Origin of the sequence: Paraburkholderia franconis (assembly GCF_009362735.1) — a bacterium.
In the GTDB taxonomy this organism is placed as follows: Bacteria; Pseudomonadota; Gammaproteobacteria; order Burkholderiales; family Burkholderiaceae; genus Paraburkholderia; species Paraburkholderia franconis.
Window position 1 is genome coordinate 13,101 of sequence record NZ_WHNP01000073.1, and the last position, 17,354, is coordinate 30,454.

Genomic DNA, 17,354 nt, shown 5'->3' on the forward strand with positions numbered 1-17,354 from the left:
CTTTAATCTGCCTCGATGGCGTGAGATGGTGTCGAGAAAGCAGGGAGTTCTGCGCTGTCATCGCTGAAAGCGGCTTTTCCTCAAGCATCGAACGGTTTGTCGGCGGCGGTTGGTGGGCGCAGTACAGCGCGTACACACGCAGGATGCGGGCTATCGACATTGCTCATCTGTCTGATGCCTAACGCTGAAGGCTTACAAGCGGCGGCGATTTCAGCGTCCGTCGTGTCTCCTGACGCGAAAAAGCACTCGCGCGTCGCGGTTCCGATCCCCAATCCGCAGCGGCGTTCCTTCTGGCAGTGCGCGCCCGCCCATCACAATCTGGTGTTCACGCCATTCGTTGGCGTAGACACCAGATTTCTTTCAGGCCGACTGGCACAAGGGATGCCACGTCTATGAGGCTATCGAGACATTGCTGCCGCCTCGGGAGCGCGGCTTGGTGCAAATTGAATTGATTTGATCAGGAGGCAGGCCGACGCCGCGAGAAGAACAAGATCCTTAAGCAGGAATTGCCCGACATCACCTGACAACCAAGGGAAGCCGCCCAAAGGGGCGGCGGTCACACCAGGAGTGCTAAACATAAACGTCAAGGTGATGATATAGGTCGCGCATGACATCGCTGCGCCAAGGGCTGAAAAGATCGGGACAAATGCGCCGAGGATGAGGGCGGCAGCCGTCGACAGTTCGAGGACGCCGATGACATCGCTCGCACCTTGTACGCCGAATGAGGTATTAAGCCAACTCATAATCGGGCTATGTACGATAAACGAAGAGATCCCGTGAGCCTCGTAACTGGTGAACTTCATGCAACCAAACCAGAGAAATATCACTACCAAGGCCCAACGAAGGAACCCGAGCGGCCAGGCCGAAGCGTCATACTTTTCGGCGACGTGTACATTTTTAAGCATATTTTTTGCTCCATTAGATCTGATTTGAGAATTCCGGTCGAATGAGCCAACGCCATAAAATCTGTTGTAGTCAAGGCGTGATTTATAAAATGCCTCTTGGCGAGGCGACCCGGCAATTTGACCGTCATCCTGATGCTCGAATCGATCCGAGAAGGTTAAACGTCGGAATGCTCAGTGAGCATCAGATTAAAAAATGATATCTCCCTGCTTGACCATTAACAAACATACGTGAGTATCGTTTGATGTCCGCATGGACTCGCATGAGGACGAGCTCGAGCAATGATGCGCGATCTCGGTCTTCGGAAAATGGTGTAGCCTGGCGACCTCGTGGGTAGGGAGGTATGCGTGGCTGCCCAGTACGTTTCAAGAACAAAATCTTCTGACGTGAGTGCAGTGCGCCGCGGCGGCGGCTGCCGCTACTCCCGCATCAGGTGAGTGGCGTGAGTGATCGCGCCGCCTGCGCGAATTGCGGCGGCCACTACCGCGGTTTCGGCCAACTGGGCGCTAGTTGCACCGGCGTCCCGGGCGGCAGTTGTATGAAGCTCAATACAATACGGACACTGCGTGGTTAGTGCGACAGCAACTGCAATCAATTGCTTCGTCTGAATGGACAAGGCGCCTTCCTCAAATGCGGCTTTATCAAAGGCCCAGAACGCCGCCATTCCCGCACATGCGTGTTCTTCAAGCTTTTGAAGACGGTTCAGATTTGACATCTCAAGCATTTTCATCTCCTCACACAACGAAGCCGCGTCTGTGTGGTGTCCGCGCTCCGGACGTTAGATCACTTATCGAGAAACGCGATTAAGCCCCGTGTCTACCGGTGGTGCTGTTCTCGTCAACCGGATCATATGACCTTGTGAGGCTCCGGGCAAACATACGTTGGTATATCGAAAATGTATCGAACGCGCGCTTAATGAAGTGCACGTGTTGCGCCATTGAGGGGGAATCGCGAGGCTTCGCGTTCTTCAAACCGGAGGGATGTTTCGAAATTAGGCTTGGTTCGATCTTCAGCTATGGGCGGTGTGACGGTCGGCGCGGCATCTCCCATTGTAACGATACTGTAAGTATATCTCGCGCGAGCATTCCTAGCCAATCGTTTGGCTTTTTCAAGAAAAATGGTGACAGAAAAAAAAGCTCTCACCATTTTAGAACGCATGGAATAAAATGGGTGCTAGTCTAGACGACCGATACGGTAGACGCGACCGCGATCGATATCTGCCACGCCAACATGAACGAACCTGCCATGCTCGATATGACTCTGCTTCGGACAGGTCAGATTGAACTGTACCGAAAGTGGAGCGACGAAAGAGACTCAGTGCTGCTTGCGGCAACGTCTCTCGATACCGAGTCTGGAAAACCTTGGCTACTGCGCTCGGAGCACGAGTTGAAGGATGCGCTGACGGGATCATGGGCGCTGCAGCCTTTGAAGCTCTCGCACCGGCTGGACCAGATCCAGCTGACTCTTTCGGATCCCGGTGGGTATGTCCTTCGCGAAAGCTGCGGTGCACCGCTCGCAGTTGATCAATTTTTGGCGCTCGCCGTTGCCCTCGCACGCTCGGTCTCAGCGATGCACTCGCAAGGCGTCGTGCACCAGGATCTGGCACCGGAAAATATTCTCGTCAACTGGCGCGCGGGACGCGCGTGGCTGACAGGCTTTGGAAACGCGATGGTTTTCGGAACGAGTCAGGGTTCAGTTAGTGACTTGTCGAGCACGTCCCTGTGTTACCTCGCCCCGGAACTGAGCGGGACCATCAATCGACCTGTTGACGGGCGTGCGGATCTATATTCCCTCGGCTGCATACTATATGAATTGGCTACCGGTTCTCCGCCGGTACCAGTGGACGATTTTCCTGGTGCGATACACTCTCACCTCGCGATGCTCCCGTTGCCAGTGAGTGCCGTCAGACGCGACTATCCGCAGGTAATCTCGCAAATCATCGCGACCTTGATCGCCAAGGATCCTGACGACCGATATTCATCTGCCGAAGGCCTGCTCGGGGACTTATTGAGGTGCTACGCGGCGTGGCGCGAGCAATCGGACATCGAGTGGTTTCCGATTGATCATGGTAACGCGGCGCGACGACTCGCTGCTTCTAACCGCATATATGGACGTGTCCGTGAACGTGATGCTCTGCGCAGTGCATTCGAAGCTGTGGCAGCTGACGGCCGGGCGCGGTGCGTAGCACTGTTCGGTGAGTCAGGAACAGGTAAATCAGCACTTGTGCATGATTTCCGCTGCACGCTTGACAAAAAGACCCACTGGTTTGGGGCGGGGAAGTGCGAGCGGGTGGAAGACGCTACACCCTATGGCTGTATCGCGATGGCATTGCAAGATTTGCTTTGCAAAAAACTGAGAGACGAGGGCCAAGAATTTAGCGCATGGTCTCGGAAACTTCGAAGCGCGCTGGGGTCTTCGATCGGACTGCTGCACACGCTTTTGCCTGACCTTGACCTGGTCGTTGACGATCTTCCACGTGCAGCGGGCAAATCTGCTCCGTCTGACCGCGACGGACTCTTCGATGTTGTCTGCAAATTCATCCGATGCTTTTCAGCCGACCGACGTCCGCTGGTTCTTTTCATCGACGACCTGCAGTGGGCCGATCGTGGGACGTTAGAAGTCGTCCAGGGCCTGTTGCAGTCAAAAGAGGTGTGCAACCTGTTATTTGTTTTCGCTTCGCGTGGCGAAGGGCTGCATGAGGCGCAACATGTGCGGACCTTACTCGCCTGTTCCTCTGTTCCTGTGACGGAAATCACTCTCGGCCCGCTGGCGTTCGTCGATCTGAACCGCCTCGTCAGTGACATATTGAGCTGCTCACCGGATACGTCGGTTCCGTTGTCTACCCTGATTCAGAGAAAGACAGGTGCAAATCCGCTTTTCGTCGTAAGGTTTATTTCCATGTTGCTGGAAGAAGGCATTATATGGTTTGACAGGGCGAATTTGTCCTGGCGGTGGGACCTGTCGAAGGCGCGCGCAACGAATTGCACCTCCAATATGGCTGAGTTGCATTTGGAGAAGCTTGAAACATTGCCCGCCGCGACACTGAACCTGCTGCGATGCATGGCATGCCTCGGAGATGTAATTTCGGCCCGGATGCTGGCGTTTGCCGCAGATATTGAAGAACACAGCGTCTACACCTTATTTATCGAGGCTGAGCATGCCGGGTTGGTCCGGCAGAATACGTCGGAATATGCATTCTTGCATGACCGAATCCGCGAAGCGACTTACAACACCCTCGTTCGGGACCAACGGCACAAGGAAATGCACGTCACAGTGGGGAAACGGCTTGCGAGGGTATTGCCTGAACAGCGAGAGTTTCTTTTGGCCGCCGCGAATCAGTTAAACCTTGGGGCCGACCTCATTCTCGACTGCGACGAAAGATTGAATGGTGCACGCGTGAATCTTGACGCGGCGATTATCGCCAAGAGTGCCGCTGATTATCACGCAGCGATCCAATATCTTCGGGCTGCCGCGCTCTTCCTGCGGGACATCGAAGGTTCAACGATTAGGGAGCTGATCGAGTTTCACAGAGCTGAATGCGAATTCCTAACCGCAGATTTTGAGGGCGCTGAGGCGACATTGGAGCGTCTGCAGTTATCTGACATCGACGTTGTATTGAAGTCGAGCGTGACGAGACTTCGTGTAGCCTTGTACGCAACACAAGGCGAGCAGCGCATTGCGGTCGACATTGGACTATCCTACCTTGCGGAGCTCGGCATCGTCGTTTCATGGGAACCTGATGAGGCCGAGGTGGCTAGCGATCGCGCGAAGCTGATCGAGTACATTGATCGTGCTGGGCAGCATCCGGTGTTGCAGCAGGCTGCAATCGCTAGTCCATTGTGGGCCGGAGCGATAGATGTATTGGGAGACCTGATTACGCCGGCACTCTTTTGCAACAACGAGAATCTGGTTCACAGTCTTGCATTCACTACAGCCCTGATGTCGGTGGATAGAGGGTACTGCAGTGCCACCAGCTATGCATTTGTCCATGTGGCGGGAATTCTTGCTTTCCGTTTCCATGACGTAGAGCGGAGTTTGCTGTTTGCTGAGAAGGCGCTCCAGTTGATTTCTGACGAGGGATTCAACGGATTGGCCGAGTGTGTGCGTATGTCATTTGGAACTCTTGTGGTTCCGTGGACAAGGCCCATTCGCTGCGCTCAACAGTACATTAAAGATGCGGTCAAGGTCGGATCTGATAGATGCAACTGGAGGCTGGCGGCACATTCTCAAAGGAATTTCGTTTCTAACCTGCTCTTCGTGGGTGCGCCACTTTCAGAAGTTATGCGTGCAGCTGAGGAAGCGCTTATTTTTGCGCGCAATGCCGGATTTCAAATGATCGTCGATGCAATACTTGCGCAGCTGATGGTCGTTTCCACATTGCGAGGCACATACGTTCAGACGTTCGAGGCCAAGGGCCTCGAGTCGGACTGGAGTGAGACTCTTATTGATGGGGTTGCCTGCACGAGCACAGGCGCATTCGCGTTCTGGGTACATCGGCTTCAGATATGCGTCCTTTTTCGCGATTGGGATGGTGCACTGGAAGCTGAACAGAAAGCGACGGGGTTGCGCGGCGCTACCCTGGCGCACATTGAGGCCGCAGATCTTCCTTATTATGGCGCGCTCTTTCGTGCGGCTGCCGTCTCAAGCGCGACGGAAGAAGGGGGGCGAGAAGCGCACCTCCGCGCGCTTCAAGAGCATAACAATTACCTCGAGTTGCTGGCGCAGTCATGTCCTGACAATTTTGCCGATCGGGCGGCCCTAGTGGCAGCGGAACTGGCGAGGGTGCAGGGTCGGACAAGTGATGCGCAATTACTGTATGAAAGGGCGATCGAGCTTAGCCGCAAGCAAGAGTTCGTTCACAACGAGGCAGTTGCACTCGAAGCGGCAGCGAATTTTTACTCAGCTCGGAATCTTTCTGTTGTCGCCGAGACATTGCTGCGAGATGCTCGATATGCATACCTCCATTGGGGAGCGGAAGGGAAAGCGCAAGAGATCGAGTCTCGCCTGAGGTTGACGATTCGTCTTGAGCGGACGAAGCCTAGGTACGATGCGGAGAGGGTGCACCTGGATACCAGAGCGGTAATCACTGCATCTCATGCACTTTCCAGCGAAATTGTTCTGTCGAGACTCCTTGAGGTTCTTATCGGAAACGTGCTTGAGCACGCTGGAGCGGAACGGTGCGCGGTTGCGCTTCACCGGAGGGGGGAATTCCGGATAGAAGCCGAAGCGCGAGCGTCTTTGGGCGGTGTTATACACGTCATCGAGTCGCGTCAGCTCCAGGACGTTGAGCTCCCTCTCGGAATATTCATGTCTGTCGCAAGGACTCGACGGAGAGTGCTGCTCGATGATGCGTGCCGTTGTGGTGATTTTGCAGAGGACCCGTACGTTAAACGACGAGGACTGCGGTCGGTGCTGTGCATGCCCTTGCTGAAACAATCGGAACTCGTCGGAATGCTGTTTGTCGAGAACAATCTCATATCAGGTGCATTCAGCGAGGAAAAGACGGCGCTGCTTGAAGTATTTGCGTCGCAAGCCGCAATCTCGCTCGAAAACGCGCGACTCTATGCAGATACACTGGAGAGTAACGCGCTGCGCGAAGCGGCGGAACGGGAGCTACGGGAGTCGAGGGAGGAACTCGCGAGGGTAGCAAGCCTTACTACGATGGGGCAGCTAGTCGCGTCGGTTACACACGAAGTCAGTCAACCGCTAGTATCAATAGCAACGAGTGCCGGAGCGGCGTTGAGATTCATGAGACATGACAAACCTGACTTAGCTGAAGTCGAGGAGGCGTTGAAGAGGATTCAATCCGACAGTACCCGTGCACATGACGTGGTGCGCAGCCTTCGAGCGCTGGTCAAACGATCTGCGCCTTCCTTTTCGGCATTCGACTTGCGCGACGCAGTCGATGAAGTGTTGTTGGTCACAAAGATTCAGCTTGAGAAGCAGGCTATTCGCGTCGAGACGAATACCATGTCCGGTATGAGTATGGTGTGGGGCGATAAAGTTCAGATACAGCAGGTAGTTCTCAATCTGGTAGTGAATGCAATTGAGGCAATGCAGGAAATTACTGATCGTGAACGTCGCCTGTTGCTCGGGAGTTCGACCGTCGACGGGTGCGTGCGACTTGTAATCGAGGACACGGGGGGCGGGATCGAGGAGGGTTCGGCGGATTACATCTTCGCGCCCTTTGTAACAACAAAGTCGCATGGCATGGGCATGGGTCTGCCGATATGCCGGTCGATAGTGGATGCGCATGCAGGGCGCCTTGCCGTCGAACCGTTGAGTCCTCATGGAACGCGGTTCGAAGTATGGCTCCCCAAAGCTGGGGAGTGAGCTTCCGCCGAGCTTGGATCTAGTACATGCTTTAATACTTTCCAAGCGTCTGCGCACTAACCGGCTCTTCAAGCGAACAACTTGCAGCATCCCAGGTCGCTCCTTCCGGAGCCGAGTCGCTCGAGAACGCCGTAATGAATATCATCGAGATCGAATGATCTTGAAGATGTAACTTCAACTGCATGTTGATCTGCCGCGATTGCGGCAACTTAACATCGGACACGACGCATCGCTTCGTTCCAAGGCGACGGACGAGAGGAAATCCAGTACTGACGCGAACGTCCTGGTATCAGCGCCTAGAGACCGCACCGGGCTTGCTAGGCACAGTCTAACGGACTCGTCGTTATCAATGTTCGAAATCAGGTTTTTGGGCGAAGCCAATCTGGCAATAGAGAACAGGGCCGATAACACACGATCGGCAAGCCGCTCAGCGATTGATCAGATATTTTGGAAACTCATGGCATCGCCGCGATGAACGGTAGACCTGCGTATAAGAAAACAGCGACCGGACTAATCAGTCGCGTTTCGAAAGAAACTGACGGTCCGGTTCGATACCCAGAATTTCACCTATGCGGACGAATTCCGCGAGCGTGCGGCTCGCCATTTTTTTCATGGCGTGAGCGCGGTGCGTTTTTATTGTGATTTCACTTAGATTCATTTCGGCCGCGATCTGTTTGTTCATTAGGCCAGCGACTACATAGCCCATAACCGCCCGTTCTTTGGCGTTCATTGAATCGTAACGATAGCGCAAATCTGCCATCGATCGTTCGTTTGACAGGCGTTCGGCGTCGTGGCGCAATGCTGAGGCGACGGCATCCAGAATATCCTGATCACGAAACGGTTTCGCCAGAAAGTCCAATGCGCCGGCCTTCATGGCTTGAACAGTCATCGGAATATCGCCGTGCCCGCTGATGAATATGATCGAAGTAGATAATCCCCTCTTCACAAGCTGCTGTTGAAGTTCCAACCCGCTCTCGTGAGGCAGCCTCACGTCGAGGATGAGACAACTGGGTATCTCCGGCTTCGAAAATGACAGAAATTCACTTGCGGACCCGAACGTCTCGGCGCGCAGGCCCACGGAACGGAAGAGGGCGCTCAAAGACCGCCTCGTCGGCTCGTCGTCGTCGACGATGTATACGATCGACTCATGTACGGACTCTGTTCTGCCTGCAAGCGTTCGGTGGGGCGAATGGGAACGGGCGAACATCACTTCTCCCTTTGAATTACAGTTGACCGTACGCGGACCCTTGCCCGACGCCGGGGATAGACTCTTCTCTAGTGATGGAGTATTACACGACACCGTATCCCGTGCCACCTGTATGGCATGGCTAACATCCGCCGAAGGAAACTTGGACGGATGGAAGTCTGACGATTGTGTCAGACTATCGCACGTCTTTATGCATGTGCCAGTGTGGCTGATCGGCTCGCCTCCGTGACCGGCTCCCTGCACAGGCGCTTATAATGGGGGCAATATGGCGACCTACATTGCCTTACGCAGAAAACACAAGAGGATAGTTTGAATGGCGCGCCCCAGAGAATTCGATGAGGCAGCCGCGCTTGACGCGGCGGTGGACCATTTTTGGCTCCATGGTTACCAGTCCACGTCGGTTCGTGAATTGGCCTCCGCGATGGGGATTACGGGCGCCAGTCTCTACAACGCGTTCGGCGACAAGCGCGCCCTCTTCAAGATGGCGCTCGCACGCTACATTGAGACAGGTATTGAAGGTCGCGTCATTCGCGAACATTTGTCTACGGTACATGCGGTAGATGAATTTTTCAAAGATATCGTCAACTATTCGATAAAAGACAAAAGCCGAAAAGGCTGTCTACTGGTGAATTCAGCCCTTGAGCTCGGAGACGATGACACCGAGCTCAAGGGGGTCGTATCGGATGTTTTCGTTGAAATCGAAGCATTTTTCAGGCGCGCGATAGCGGAAGGCCAAGAGCAAGGTGAAGTATCGACTGGACTTCCCGCAGCCGATCTAGCGCGCCTATTACTAGGCGCTTTACTGGGGATTCGCGTACTGGCCCGCGTTCGCCCAAATCGTGCTCTTCTTGAAGGTATTGCCCGCTCGGCGCTCCTCGTGCTGAAGCCGTGACACCTTCTCTATAGGCGCTGTTTCGTGAGCGGCCGCACCTTGCGCGGCACCTTGGGACGCATGCGCGACGAACCGCACCGCCAATTGCACGCCTGTCGAGCAAAAGGCGTCCTGTCGTTGGTCGGCAAGGTGAGGAACGACTCGCCGCAAGCTTTTTGTGGTTTCCGAACTCACGTAGGAGTGGGATTTCGCACACGACTGGAATCTCTTCGTGGAAGTAAGCGCTTTATAGCACCGACGCGCGCAATTTTAGATCAATAGGACGAAAAGCGTGGTAGCTCTGTGTTGTGCACATGCAAGTCTAATTTGAGAGGCGACGTATCCGGTCACTCCGCCAATTCCGACGACGGCGGCAACCGAAGAAGTCGCAGCAAAAAGGCGCTGATTCTTAGACGCCTGGTTGTTCAAGGATGATGCTGGCGGGCCATCGACACATCGGTACACGGATGAGGTTAAAACCGTCCTGCGGTGGGCGTCCCATTGGACGCATGCGCCGCCCAATGATGACAGAGAGATGTTAGCAACCTGACTTGGTCCAAAAATCGTTAGGCGCGACTCCTTCGCAGTAAGAGTTCCACAGACCGCACGAATTGATCTACGGTTGCATGTCTTCCATCCACGCGGATCAGTGTGGGAAGAGCAGCTACAGATCCGATAAGCAGCTTGGCGACGTGTTCGGCCGGCTCCTGCGTCATATCGTTGACCGTCCCTTGGCCCTCGGTCACGCATTCACAAAAAAATGTCTCGAGTTTCTGCATGGCATTTGAGACGATGTGCTCGAACGCCGAGTTACGGGTGGCAAGACCTATGGCAGTGGTGAAGACCAGCCTCGCGTTGCTGCCTCCGAAGATCAAGGATCGCTCGCTGATCACGCGGAAAAAGCACAAAATCGCGGCGACAGGACAATACGCCTTACGCAACTGTCTCAACATCGAATCAAAACCGTTGTCGATATACCAACTGAGCGCAGCAGCAAACAGTTGTGTTTTGTTCCCATACTCTGCGATCAGCATGCTCGGTGGCACTACTGTGAAATTGGAAATTTGATGGATAGTGACCGTTTCAAACTCATAAGTCGAAAAACAGATCAAGGCCGACTCCATAAAGCCCGGATCCATAAGCCACGCATTCGCAATCATCAGGATCGACCCGGTCTCGAAAATAATCGACGTTATATTGTCATTGAAAGTTCAGGTCAACTATTTCGTTACTGCGTAACAGGAGAGCCACGCCTTCTTCAGTTGTGACTACACCCTTAGCGAGATGCGAGCCGATAGCTTACCTCCGATGTGAATCTTTCAACAACGTTCGAGCGATTCATGGGCGAGACGGCTTTCGACTTCAGTCGCAAGCATCATTGCGGATGCGTTAATTGGTCGTGGCTTCGAAATAGGCTTATATATGCTGTCGCCCGCGTTGATTATCATGCCGCTGAGGGCACAGATGCCAGGCCTGGTCGCGTCAAAGCGACGCCAGAGCTGAAAACTGTAACTGCATCGTGTCGGGTCATGCCAGGAGACTATCACGGTGGATTGCGATGCACGCTCGAGTATGTTGACTGCCGCGTGGCGCAAATGCATGTCGTCGGATATCGAGGTTTCCGTTGGAGGTGTCAGGTGTGTCGATAGAATACTTTCGAGCGATCGTGAACCTGATTGAGCAAGCGATCGCACGATGCTCTTCCATGGTGTAACTTTGGCCGCTGTAGCCGATGCTTCCATGTCTAATCTCCGGGGCTTCGGGGTTTAGGGGCGGATAAGGTGAGATAGCGTTGGCGTTCGAGCGCTTATCCGCGTCCTAGGGCCGTCGATCGCACAGGTAGGTGATGTCTGTCAACCGCAGATGATCTGTGACGGATGAGTGCGGCACCGATGTAAAAATGGTACGCGGCGCTAGTGCTTGAAACAAACATGCATCGGTATAGGAGTTCTACGCCAAAGGATACAAGAGGATACGTTCAGGCCACAGAAGGTTGATCGATGCAAGGCGGCGCACTGATCTTCGTTCACTTGCAACCAGGGGTTGAGTGGTTGAAGTGTGGTCGACCTCTCTTTCTTCAGAAATATGATTTTTGCAGTATGCAACAGAGGAAACTGAACCGGGGCGCGTTGATTTCTCTACGAGACGATGCGAATCATTCGCATCGCTCCGGTCGAAAAAGCTTCGTCATCCGCCGGGACGCATGCCGGCTTTGCTTTAGGCTTCGTCAGCGATGGTCTCCAGCGCGGGGAAGTCAATCTCCGTCTGGAAGACGTTATTTAAAAAATTGATATACAAGAATTGCGCGACGCGCGCGATGATCTCGATAACTTGTGCATCCGTCCACCCTGCATCACGGACTTGCTGCAGGTCGCTTCCCTTCACCTTTCCGCGTGTCTCAGCGACCTTCTTTGCAAAGTGCACAGCCGCTTCGATCTTTAAATCGCCGGACTTACCGTAACGGTTCATCTGAATTTCGGCGACATCGAGCTTGCTAAATTGCGAGCCGATAAAGGAGTGAGCACGGACAGTATAGTCACAACCATTCACTTCCGAAACGGCGATTGCGATGCGGTCACGCATTGCCGCGTCGAGCGTCTTCTCCAGCGGAATCTGAAGGCCTTTGAAGGCCGCTAAAGCGTGCGGGCTCTGAGCCATCACCGAAAAAATGTTCGGTACGAACCCAAAAAGCTTCTCGAAGCTGTCGAGAGTGACCTGCGAATCGACCGGACTCTGCGTGTGGGATGGGATAGCATTATGGGCCATGTATTCTCCAGTCAGACACGTTGTTTTGATTGGAGGAATCCTATCCTGCTAAACAAGCATCGATAACCCACTTCGTATGATATGTTCTGTCTCGGAAACTGAGAGGGTGGAGGATGGCCCGGTTGGTTCCCGTGATCCATTCGAGCATGCATCCGCACCCAAATTCCACAGCTTGTTCGATATTTGCAGGTTTTAGTTAAGTTGTTTTAAAATGGCATTTCTTGAAGCCTGAACGGAGTCTTGATCCTCGCGACGAGAGCTATCGACCATCAGTCTGTCTTTGTCACCATTCAATGCGCTACGCAGTCTCGGGACACAGAATTCGATGAATCGTCGGATCTTGATTGGCTGCATCTTCTGCCCAGCGTGCACGACGCTGACGGGCATCGGCTCGGGCTCGAAATCCCTGAGCACAAGTGTGAGCAACCCCGCTTCGACTGCGTGCGCAATCTGGTAGCAAAGAACGTGCGTTACGCCGACACCAGCGATGGCAGCATCGATCGCAGCTTCAGCCGTATTTACAGAGAGGCGAGGCCGGATGCCAACATGGCGATTCGGCCGCTGGCCGTGATCAGAGGCGAAGGCCCACGTTGCTCCCGATGCCAGTGCCTCGAAGTTCACGCAGGAATGTTCTGCCAGATCCTCAGGCTTCTTGGGCCTGCCAGCACCGGCGAAGTAGGCCGGACTTCCGCAGAACACCCGGCATACCGTACCGACGTGTGTTGCGACAAGCGAGCTATCCGGCAAATGACCGATACGCAGTGCAATGTCGATTCTATCGTCAATCAAGTGCAGGCTTCGATCCGACAGGATGAGCTTGATGCGGATTTCCGGAAAGGCGGCGAGGAAATCGTTAACGACTGGCAAGAGGTGGAGGCGGCCGAACACTATCGGTGCTGTGACGACCAAGTCGCCGCAGGGGGTTGAATATTCACCGGACGCGTTTCGTTCCGCGTCGCCAACTTGATCGAGGATCCTCCTGCAGGCATTTAGATACGCTTCGCCAGCCTCAGTTAGCGTCAGCTTGCGGGTGGAGCGAACGAGCAATCGTGCGTTCAGATGCTGTTCAAGCTCTGCGACCTTCCTGCTCACGGTCGGCAAAGGAGTGCCTAGCTTGCGAGCTGCCGCAGAGAAGCTGCCCAGGTCCACGGCGGTAACGAAGAACGACATTGCCTCGAAGCGATCCATTTATCCTCTCATTCGATGAGATAAAACATATCAAAAATACAGGATTATCAACGAACGCGCACGCTATTAGCATTCCTTTTAAGTAGTAGCGGGTGGCCAACAGGAGAAAGAGATGCCTAGAGTCAAGATTCCTGATCGCGATGACGCGCCAACGGAGTCGCGGGAAATGCTGAATGCGGTCGCGAGGCAGCTGCGGTTCGTCCCTGCGCTGTTCCGGGTTGCCTCTATAAGTCCTGACGCCCTCGCAGGCATGATCCAGCTTAAGGGTGCAATATCTAGAGCATTTGATGCGCGAACCCTTGCGCGTATTGCCTTGGCGGTATCGCAGGTGAATGAATGCAAATATTGCCTGTCCTTCCATACATATCTTGGCATGAACTTCGGGAAACTGAGCCCTGACGAGATGCTACGCAACCGACGCGGTGCTTCCGTCGACGCAAAGTCGACGGCGCTTGTGATGTTCGTCCAGAGAGTGGTCGAAATGAGGGGAAATGTCGTTGAGAGCGAGTTGCGAGTGATGCGTGATGCCGGATTTGACGACGCTAAGATCATAGAAATCGTTGCAGCGAGCGCCTATTTCATCTTCACGAACTTCATCAATAACGTGTTTGACACGAACGTTGACTTTCCGGAAGTTGACGTTGATGCGAGGGGCAGTGTGACGCCTCTGGCTTGAACGTGGACGCAAAACATTGATACGACCACGTGCCAAGTCGTTAGGAAGATGTCTGCAATACCTTGAGTGGATAGAAGAGTACTGCATGAATCTTCAGGGGACGTGGCGAGCCGGCTCGGGTGCTCTGCGTTTTTCGGCCCGCCATTCGGAGTGGCAGACGGCGCGGGCTGAGATAGTTTCGTCATCGTTGCCTGATGTCAGATATTCGACGCCGCGACGATCGAAGATCCGTTGGTCGCAAGACAAGCGAACTAATCTTGATGTGAGTCGAAAAAAGGTCGCCAGTGCTCAGGCGCGACGGCGTCATGCAGCCAATGGGCGAACTTACTCGGTACGATCAAACGAAGTCTGTGATAGAGAGCTCAGATGGCAGGACAGAGGCGATTCGATGAGCAAGCGGTTTTTAACGTTGCACTGGAAGTATTGGAGCTACGAGGGTACAAGGACGCCACGATGGTCGAGCTGGCTAAGGCGACGGGGGTGCAACGTGGCGCACTTTACAACGCTTACGGGAGCAAAGAGGAGCTCTTCCTCGGGGCATTCAACTACCCGGCTGGCAAGTTTTATGAGCAGGTTGCACATGCCTCATGAAGCCTGACAGGAGGGCTGGCCTGCACTCGTTTTTTGAATTGGTCATCCCTCGGAATCGCGCGTCGCGGTGCGTTACTGTTGTCGCTACCCGGCTGACAACTGAATTGGGAGTTTCATCAGACAGGTTGCGCGATTCGTTAGCCGAGTTCTTTCTCAAGCTCGAGGACCTGTTATGCGAAGCTCTTAGCGTAGAGCGCGACGGTAACCAATTGTCCATGTCGGCAGACGACGCGGCGAAGCTTGTTGTTGCAACTACGCGTGGAATTGTTGTGATGTGCAACCTATACTTGAACCGGGTCACTGTTACGGCGGTGATTGGTGCACTGCTTAACGCGGTGGTCCCATCTACTGCGCAAGACTCATGATCCGGCGACCAAAGCGCAGCGGCGTAGATCGACTACCGGGTTGAAATCGGTTTTCATCGGCCGAGCTGGTATCGCAGGGGGAACCGGCCGCGTCAAGGAAGTCGTTCGTCTTCGCATATTGTGGCGACTGCAGCTAGACGATCGCGTTGTTAGTATCGACAGAGGCTGATGTACACATTTTCTGCCGTCGTCTTGTGTGAGGCACGACTTGGCGACTTGACGATTTCGTAGCCCGTTGCGTGCGATCGAGATCGTAGCTTCGGAAGCTAATCACATTTCAGCCTATTAGTATCGCAAACACGCCGTAAATGGAGACCATTAACCATAGGTGTCGCTAGTTTATACGCACGGACGGTCTCAAGCGCAGCGCTGTGGGTTGCCGCGCCCAGCGCCCGAAGGAATTCTCACGTTTTGAAACTACACTTTTCAAAATCACTGGCTTATCGGAATGTTGAGGCAATACTATGCTGCACATGATGGTCGTGATTGGAGGAAAAATATGTCGCGTATCGATATTCCTGGTCGTCAGGATACTGCTGCGTCCAGTCTTCAACCATTATTTCATTTCGTTAGCAGGCGTTTTGGATTCGTGCCAGATCTTTACCGAATCCTGTCCATCAGTCCCCATTCGCTGACCGGGTTGATGGAGATGCAGGCGGCACTCTCACGAACATTGGACGTGCGTACACATGAAAGGATTGCGATAGCTGTGTCTGAAGTTAATGGTTGCGACTATTGTATTTCTGCTCACTCCTATATCGGACACTATTTCGCCAAACTCATCCCCGAAGAAATTGCCTTAAACCGCATGGGACGATCGCTGGACCGAACTGCCGAAGCAGCCGTGAGGTTCGCTCGGAAGGTTTCAGTATCACGTGGAAAAGTCGAGACAGACGATCTGAACGATGTACGCGCGGCAGGGTATTCTGATGCGCAGATTGTAGAAATCATCGCGCTATGCGCCCAGGTATTTTTGACCAACCTTCTAGCCAATGTATTTGACATCCAACCAGATTTCCCGGAGATTGGCAAGACTGGTAGCTATCCCGGCGCCGAGTGGTCCGCGTCCTTCCGCGATAACTAACAATACCCTTCCTTGACGCATATCTCCTTGATTGAAATGCTAGCTCTTGGGCTCAACATTGTCCCGCTCTTCGGTTCCTTATGCCTATGTTGAGACTTTGCGCAATGAATCGGCGAGCTCGGCCCCGGGCTCATGCGAAAAAACCCCCATCCAGGATTCTCACCGAATTGCAGACTGTCCTTGACCGCCACATTGGCGCATTCGATGTCGGGCGAGTCAGAACACAGTCTGCAGCTTCGACCGGCGATTCCGGAGTTCATAAGTGGATGATTTTTGTCGGTGCTCTTGAAGGCTACTATGCCTTCAGGGAGCGTGTTGGTGCAAAGGAAATGTTGATAGGCGACAGGGTCGACATACGCGTCCGGATAGCTCGTTACTATGCAGAGATCAACGAGGTTGCGAACTGGTTCATCGGTCAGCCGGAGATGAACCCACTCATGAAAGTTGGTTGGTAGAACGAGATCGCCGTAAATTGAATATTCCAGCGTGGCCCTCGGTAGCGCTGTGCGCCCCATCGACGTGAATAATTGACGAAGGTAGACAATCCCCGCTAACGCAACGCAGATAGCAAGTATTTCCATCATGTCGGCCGGATCGTACATCACACTCCCCACGCTCGCTACAAGACCAAAGTAGCGGTTATGCAATGCTGCGATTCAACGAAAATTCGACGTTTTCGTCAATCATCTTTCAGGCTGATCGCGACATACCTCGGTATATCCACGACGTCATAAATACAAAGGTGACAAATGCGCAAGGCAACCAGAAAAAACCGTGGCGTTCCGGTGACGATATTCAACTAAGCTGATTTCGGGTTCAAAATAACGACTGGGAAGTCTATAGGTGTATCGAATACGTTGTTTATGAAATTGGTGAGAAGGAATTGCACGCTAAGCGCAATGATCTCGACAAGGTTGGCATCCGTGAAACCGGCTCGTCGCACGATGTCGAGATCTGAGTCGGTTACTTTCCCGCGCGTTTCCAGGATTTTCTTCGCAAAACAAAGGGCGGCTTCCCTCTTCGAATCACTCGACGTACCCATCCGGTTGAGCGAGATTTCCTCTGGGCAGAGAGAGGTGGCGCCGCTTGTTCGGACAGGGTCCCGAGATTTTTAAGTGGAATTGTTGGGGAAATCAAGCTGCCGATTTTATCGCTGGCAGCGTGGCGAAGTATGCTTCATCCGGCGTCTGATCGGCTAGCCTCGAATGAGGCCGATTCTGGTTATACCAGTTCAGGTAATTGCCGATTGAGCGACGCGCGTGGCCTACCGAGTCGTACGCTTTCAAATAAACCTCTTCATATTTGACGCTGCGCCACACCCGTTCGACGAACACGTTGTCACGCCAGGCACCTTTTCCGTCCATCGACAG

The 17,354-nt window shown here is 53.7% G+C and carries 14 protein-coding genes; 6 read left to right on the forward strand and 8 right to left on the reverse strand.

Translation table 11 applies throughout. The features are described 5' to 3' along the window. Positions 1–398: 398 nt before the first annotated feature. Together GCT13_RS39005 and GCT13_RS39010 are read right to left on the reverse strand one after the other, a co-directional pair. A complete protein-coding gene (locus GCT13_RS39005; protein ID WP_152767262.1) occupies positions 399–905 on the reverse strand; it encodes a YkgB family protein in 507 nt (168 codons plus the stop codon). A gap of 416 nt (positions 906–1,321) precedes the next feature. Beyond that, on the reverse strand, positions 1,322–1,627 hold the full coding sequence (locus GCT13_RS39010) for a carboxymuconolactone decarboxylase family protein (protein WP_152767263.1): 306 nt from the start codon (positions 1,625–1,627) through the stop codon (positions 1,322–1,324). Positions 1,628–2,148: 521 nt separating this feature from the next. Between GCT13_RS39010 and GCT13_RS39015 the strand changes: the two genes are divergently transcribed. Next, a complete protein-coding gene (locus GCT13_RS39015) occupies positions 2,149–7,236 on the forward strand; it encodes a trifunctional serine/threonine-protein kinase/ATP-binding protein/sensor histidine kinase (protein ID WP_193727880.1) in 5,088 nt (1,695 codons plus the stop codon). A gap of 514 nt (positions 7,237–7,750) precedes the next feature. On the opposite strand, the gene GCT13_RS39020 is transcribed toward GCT13_RS39015, so the two are convergent. Next, the gene (locus GCT13_RS39020) at positions 7,751–8,443 is read right to left on the reverse strand and encodes a response regulator transcription factor (RefSeq protein WP_152767265.1); all 693 of its coding nucleotides are present in this window, start codon (positions 8,441–8,443) and stop codon (positions 7,751–7,753) included. Positions 8,444–8,756: 313 nt separating this feature from the next. On the opposite strand from GCT13_RS39020, the gene GCT13_RS39025 reads away from it, so the two are divergent. Continuing rightward, positions 8,757–9,335 carry a TetR/AcrR family transcriptional regulator gene (locus GCT13_RS39025; RefSeq protein WP_152767266.1) on the forward strand — a complete coding sequence of 193 codons (579 nt, stop codon included), beginning with the start codon at positions 8,757–8,759 and terminating at the stop codon, positions 9,333–9,335. A gap of 545 nt (positions 9,336–9,880) precedes the next feature. Here the strand turns inward: GCT13_RS39025 and GCT13_RS39030 are convergent. From GCT13_RS39030 to GCT13_RS39045, 4 genes are all read right to left on the reverse strand, one after another. Continuing rightward, a complete protein-coding gene (locus GCT13_RS39030; protein ID WP_193727881.1) occupies positions 9,881–10,453 on the reverse strand; it encodes a hypothetical protein in 573 nt (190 codons plus the stop codon). Between the two features lie 180 nt (positions 10,454–10,633). Continuing rightward, on the reverse strand, positions 10,634–11,056 hold the full coding sequence (locus GCT13_RS39035) for a DUF3331 domain-containing protein (RefSeq protein WP_152767268.1): 423 nt from the start codon (positions 11,054–11,056) through the stop codon (positions 10,634–10,636). 475 nt (positions 11,057–11,531) lie between these two features. Next, positions 11,532–12,080: a carboxymuconolactone decarboxylase family protein gene (locus GCT13_RS39040; RefSeq protein WP_152767269.1), complete on the reverse strand. Its 549-nt coding sequence runs from the start codon at positions 12,078–12,080 to the stop codon at positions 11,532–11,534. Positions 12,081–12,272: 192 nt separating this feature from the next. Further along, positions 12,273–13,268 (reverse strand): LysR family transcriptional regulator, encoded by a 996-nt coding sequence (locus tag GCT13_RS39045; RefSeq protein WP_152767270.1) that lies wholly within the window; start codon positions 13,266–13,268, stop codon positions 12,273–12,275. Positions 13,269–13,380: 112 nt separating this feature from the next. On the opposite strand from GCT13_RS39045, the gene GCT13_RS39050 reads away from it, so the two are divergent. From GCT13_RS39050 to GCT13_RS39065, 4 genes are all read left to right on the forward strand, one after another. Then, positions 13,381–13,944 carry a carboxymuconolactone decarboxylase family protein gene (locus GCT13_RS39050; RefSeq protein WP_152767271.1) on the forward strand — a complete coding sequence of 188 codons (564 nt, stop codon included), beginning with the start codon at positions 13,381–13,383 and terminating at the stop codon, positions 13,942–13,944. A gap of 366 nt (positions 13,945–14,310) precedes the next feature. Then, positions 14,311–14,535, forward strand: a complete 225-nt coding sequence (locus tag GCT13_RS39055; RefSeq protein WP_152767272.1) for a TetR/AcrR family transcriptional regulator — start codon at positions 14,311–14,313, stop codon at positions 14,533–14,535. Positions 14,536–15,399: 864 nt separating this feature from the next. Next, positions 15,400–15,984, forward strand: a complete 585-nt coding sequence (locus GCT13_RS39060) for a carboxymuconolactone decarboxylase family protein (RefSeq protein WP_152767273.1) — start codon at positions 15,400–15,402, stop codon at positions 15,982–15,984. Between the two features lie 266 nt (positions 15,985–16,250). Beyond that, positions 16,251–16,439, forward strand: coding sequence for a hypothetical protein (locus GCT13_RS39065; RefSeq protein ID WP_152767274.1), 189 nt, complete (start codon positions 16,251–16,253; stop codon positions 16,437–16,439). A gap of 678 nt (positions 16,440–17,117) precedes the next feature. On the opposite strand, the gene GCT13_RS39070 is transcribed toward GCT13_RS39065, so the two are convergent. Beyond that, a partial coding sequence (locus GCT13_RS39070) for an integrase core domain-containing protein (protein WP_152767275.1) occupies positions 17,118–17,354 on the reverse strand: 237 nt, incomplete at its 5' end.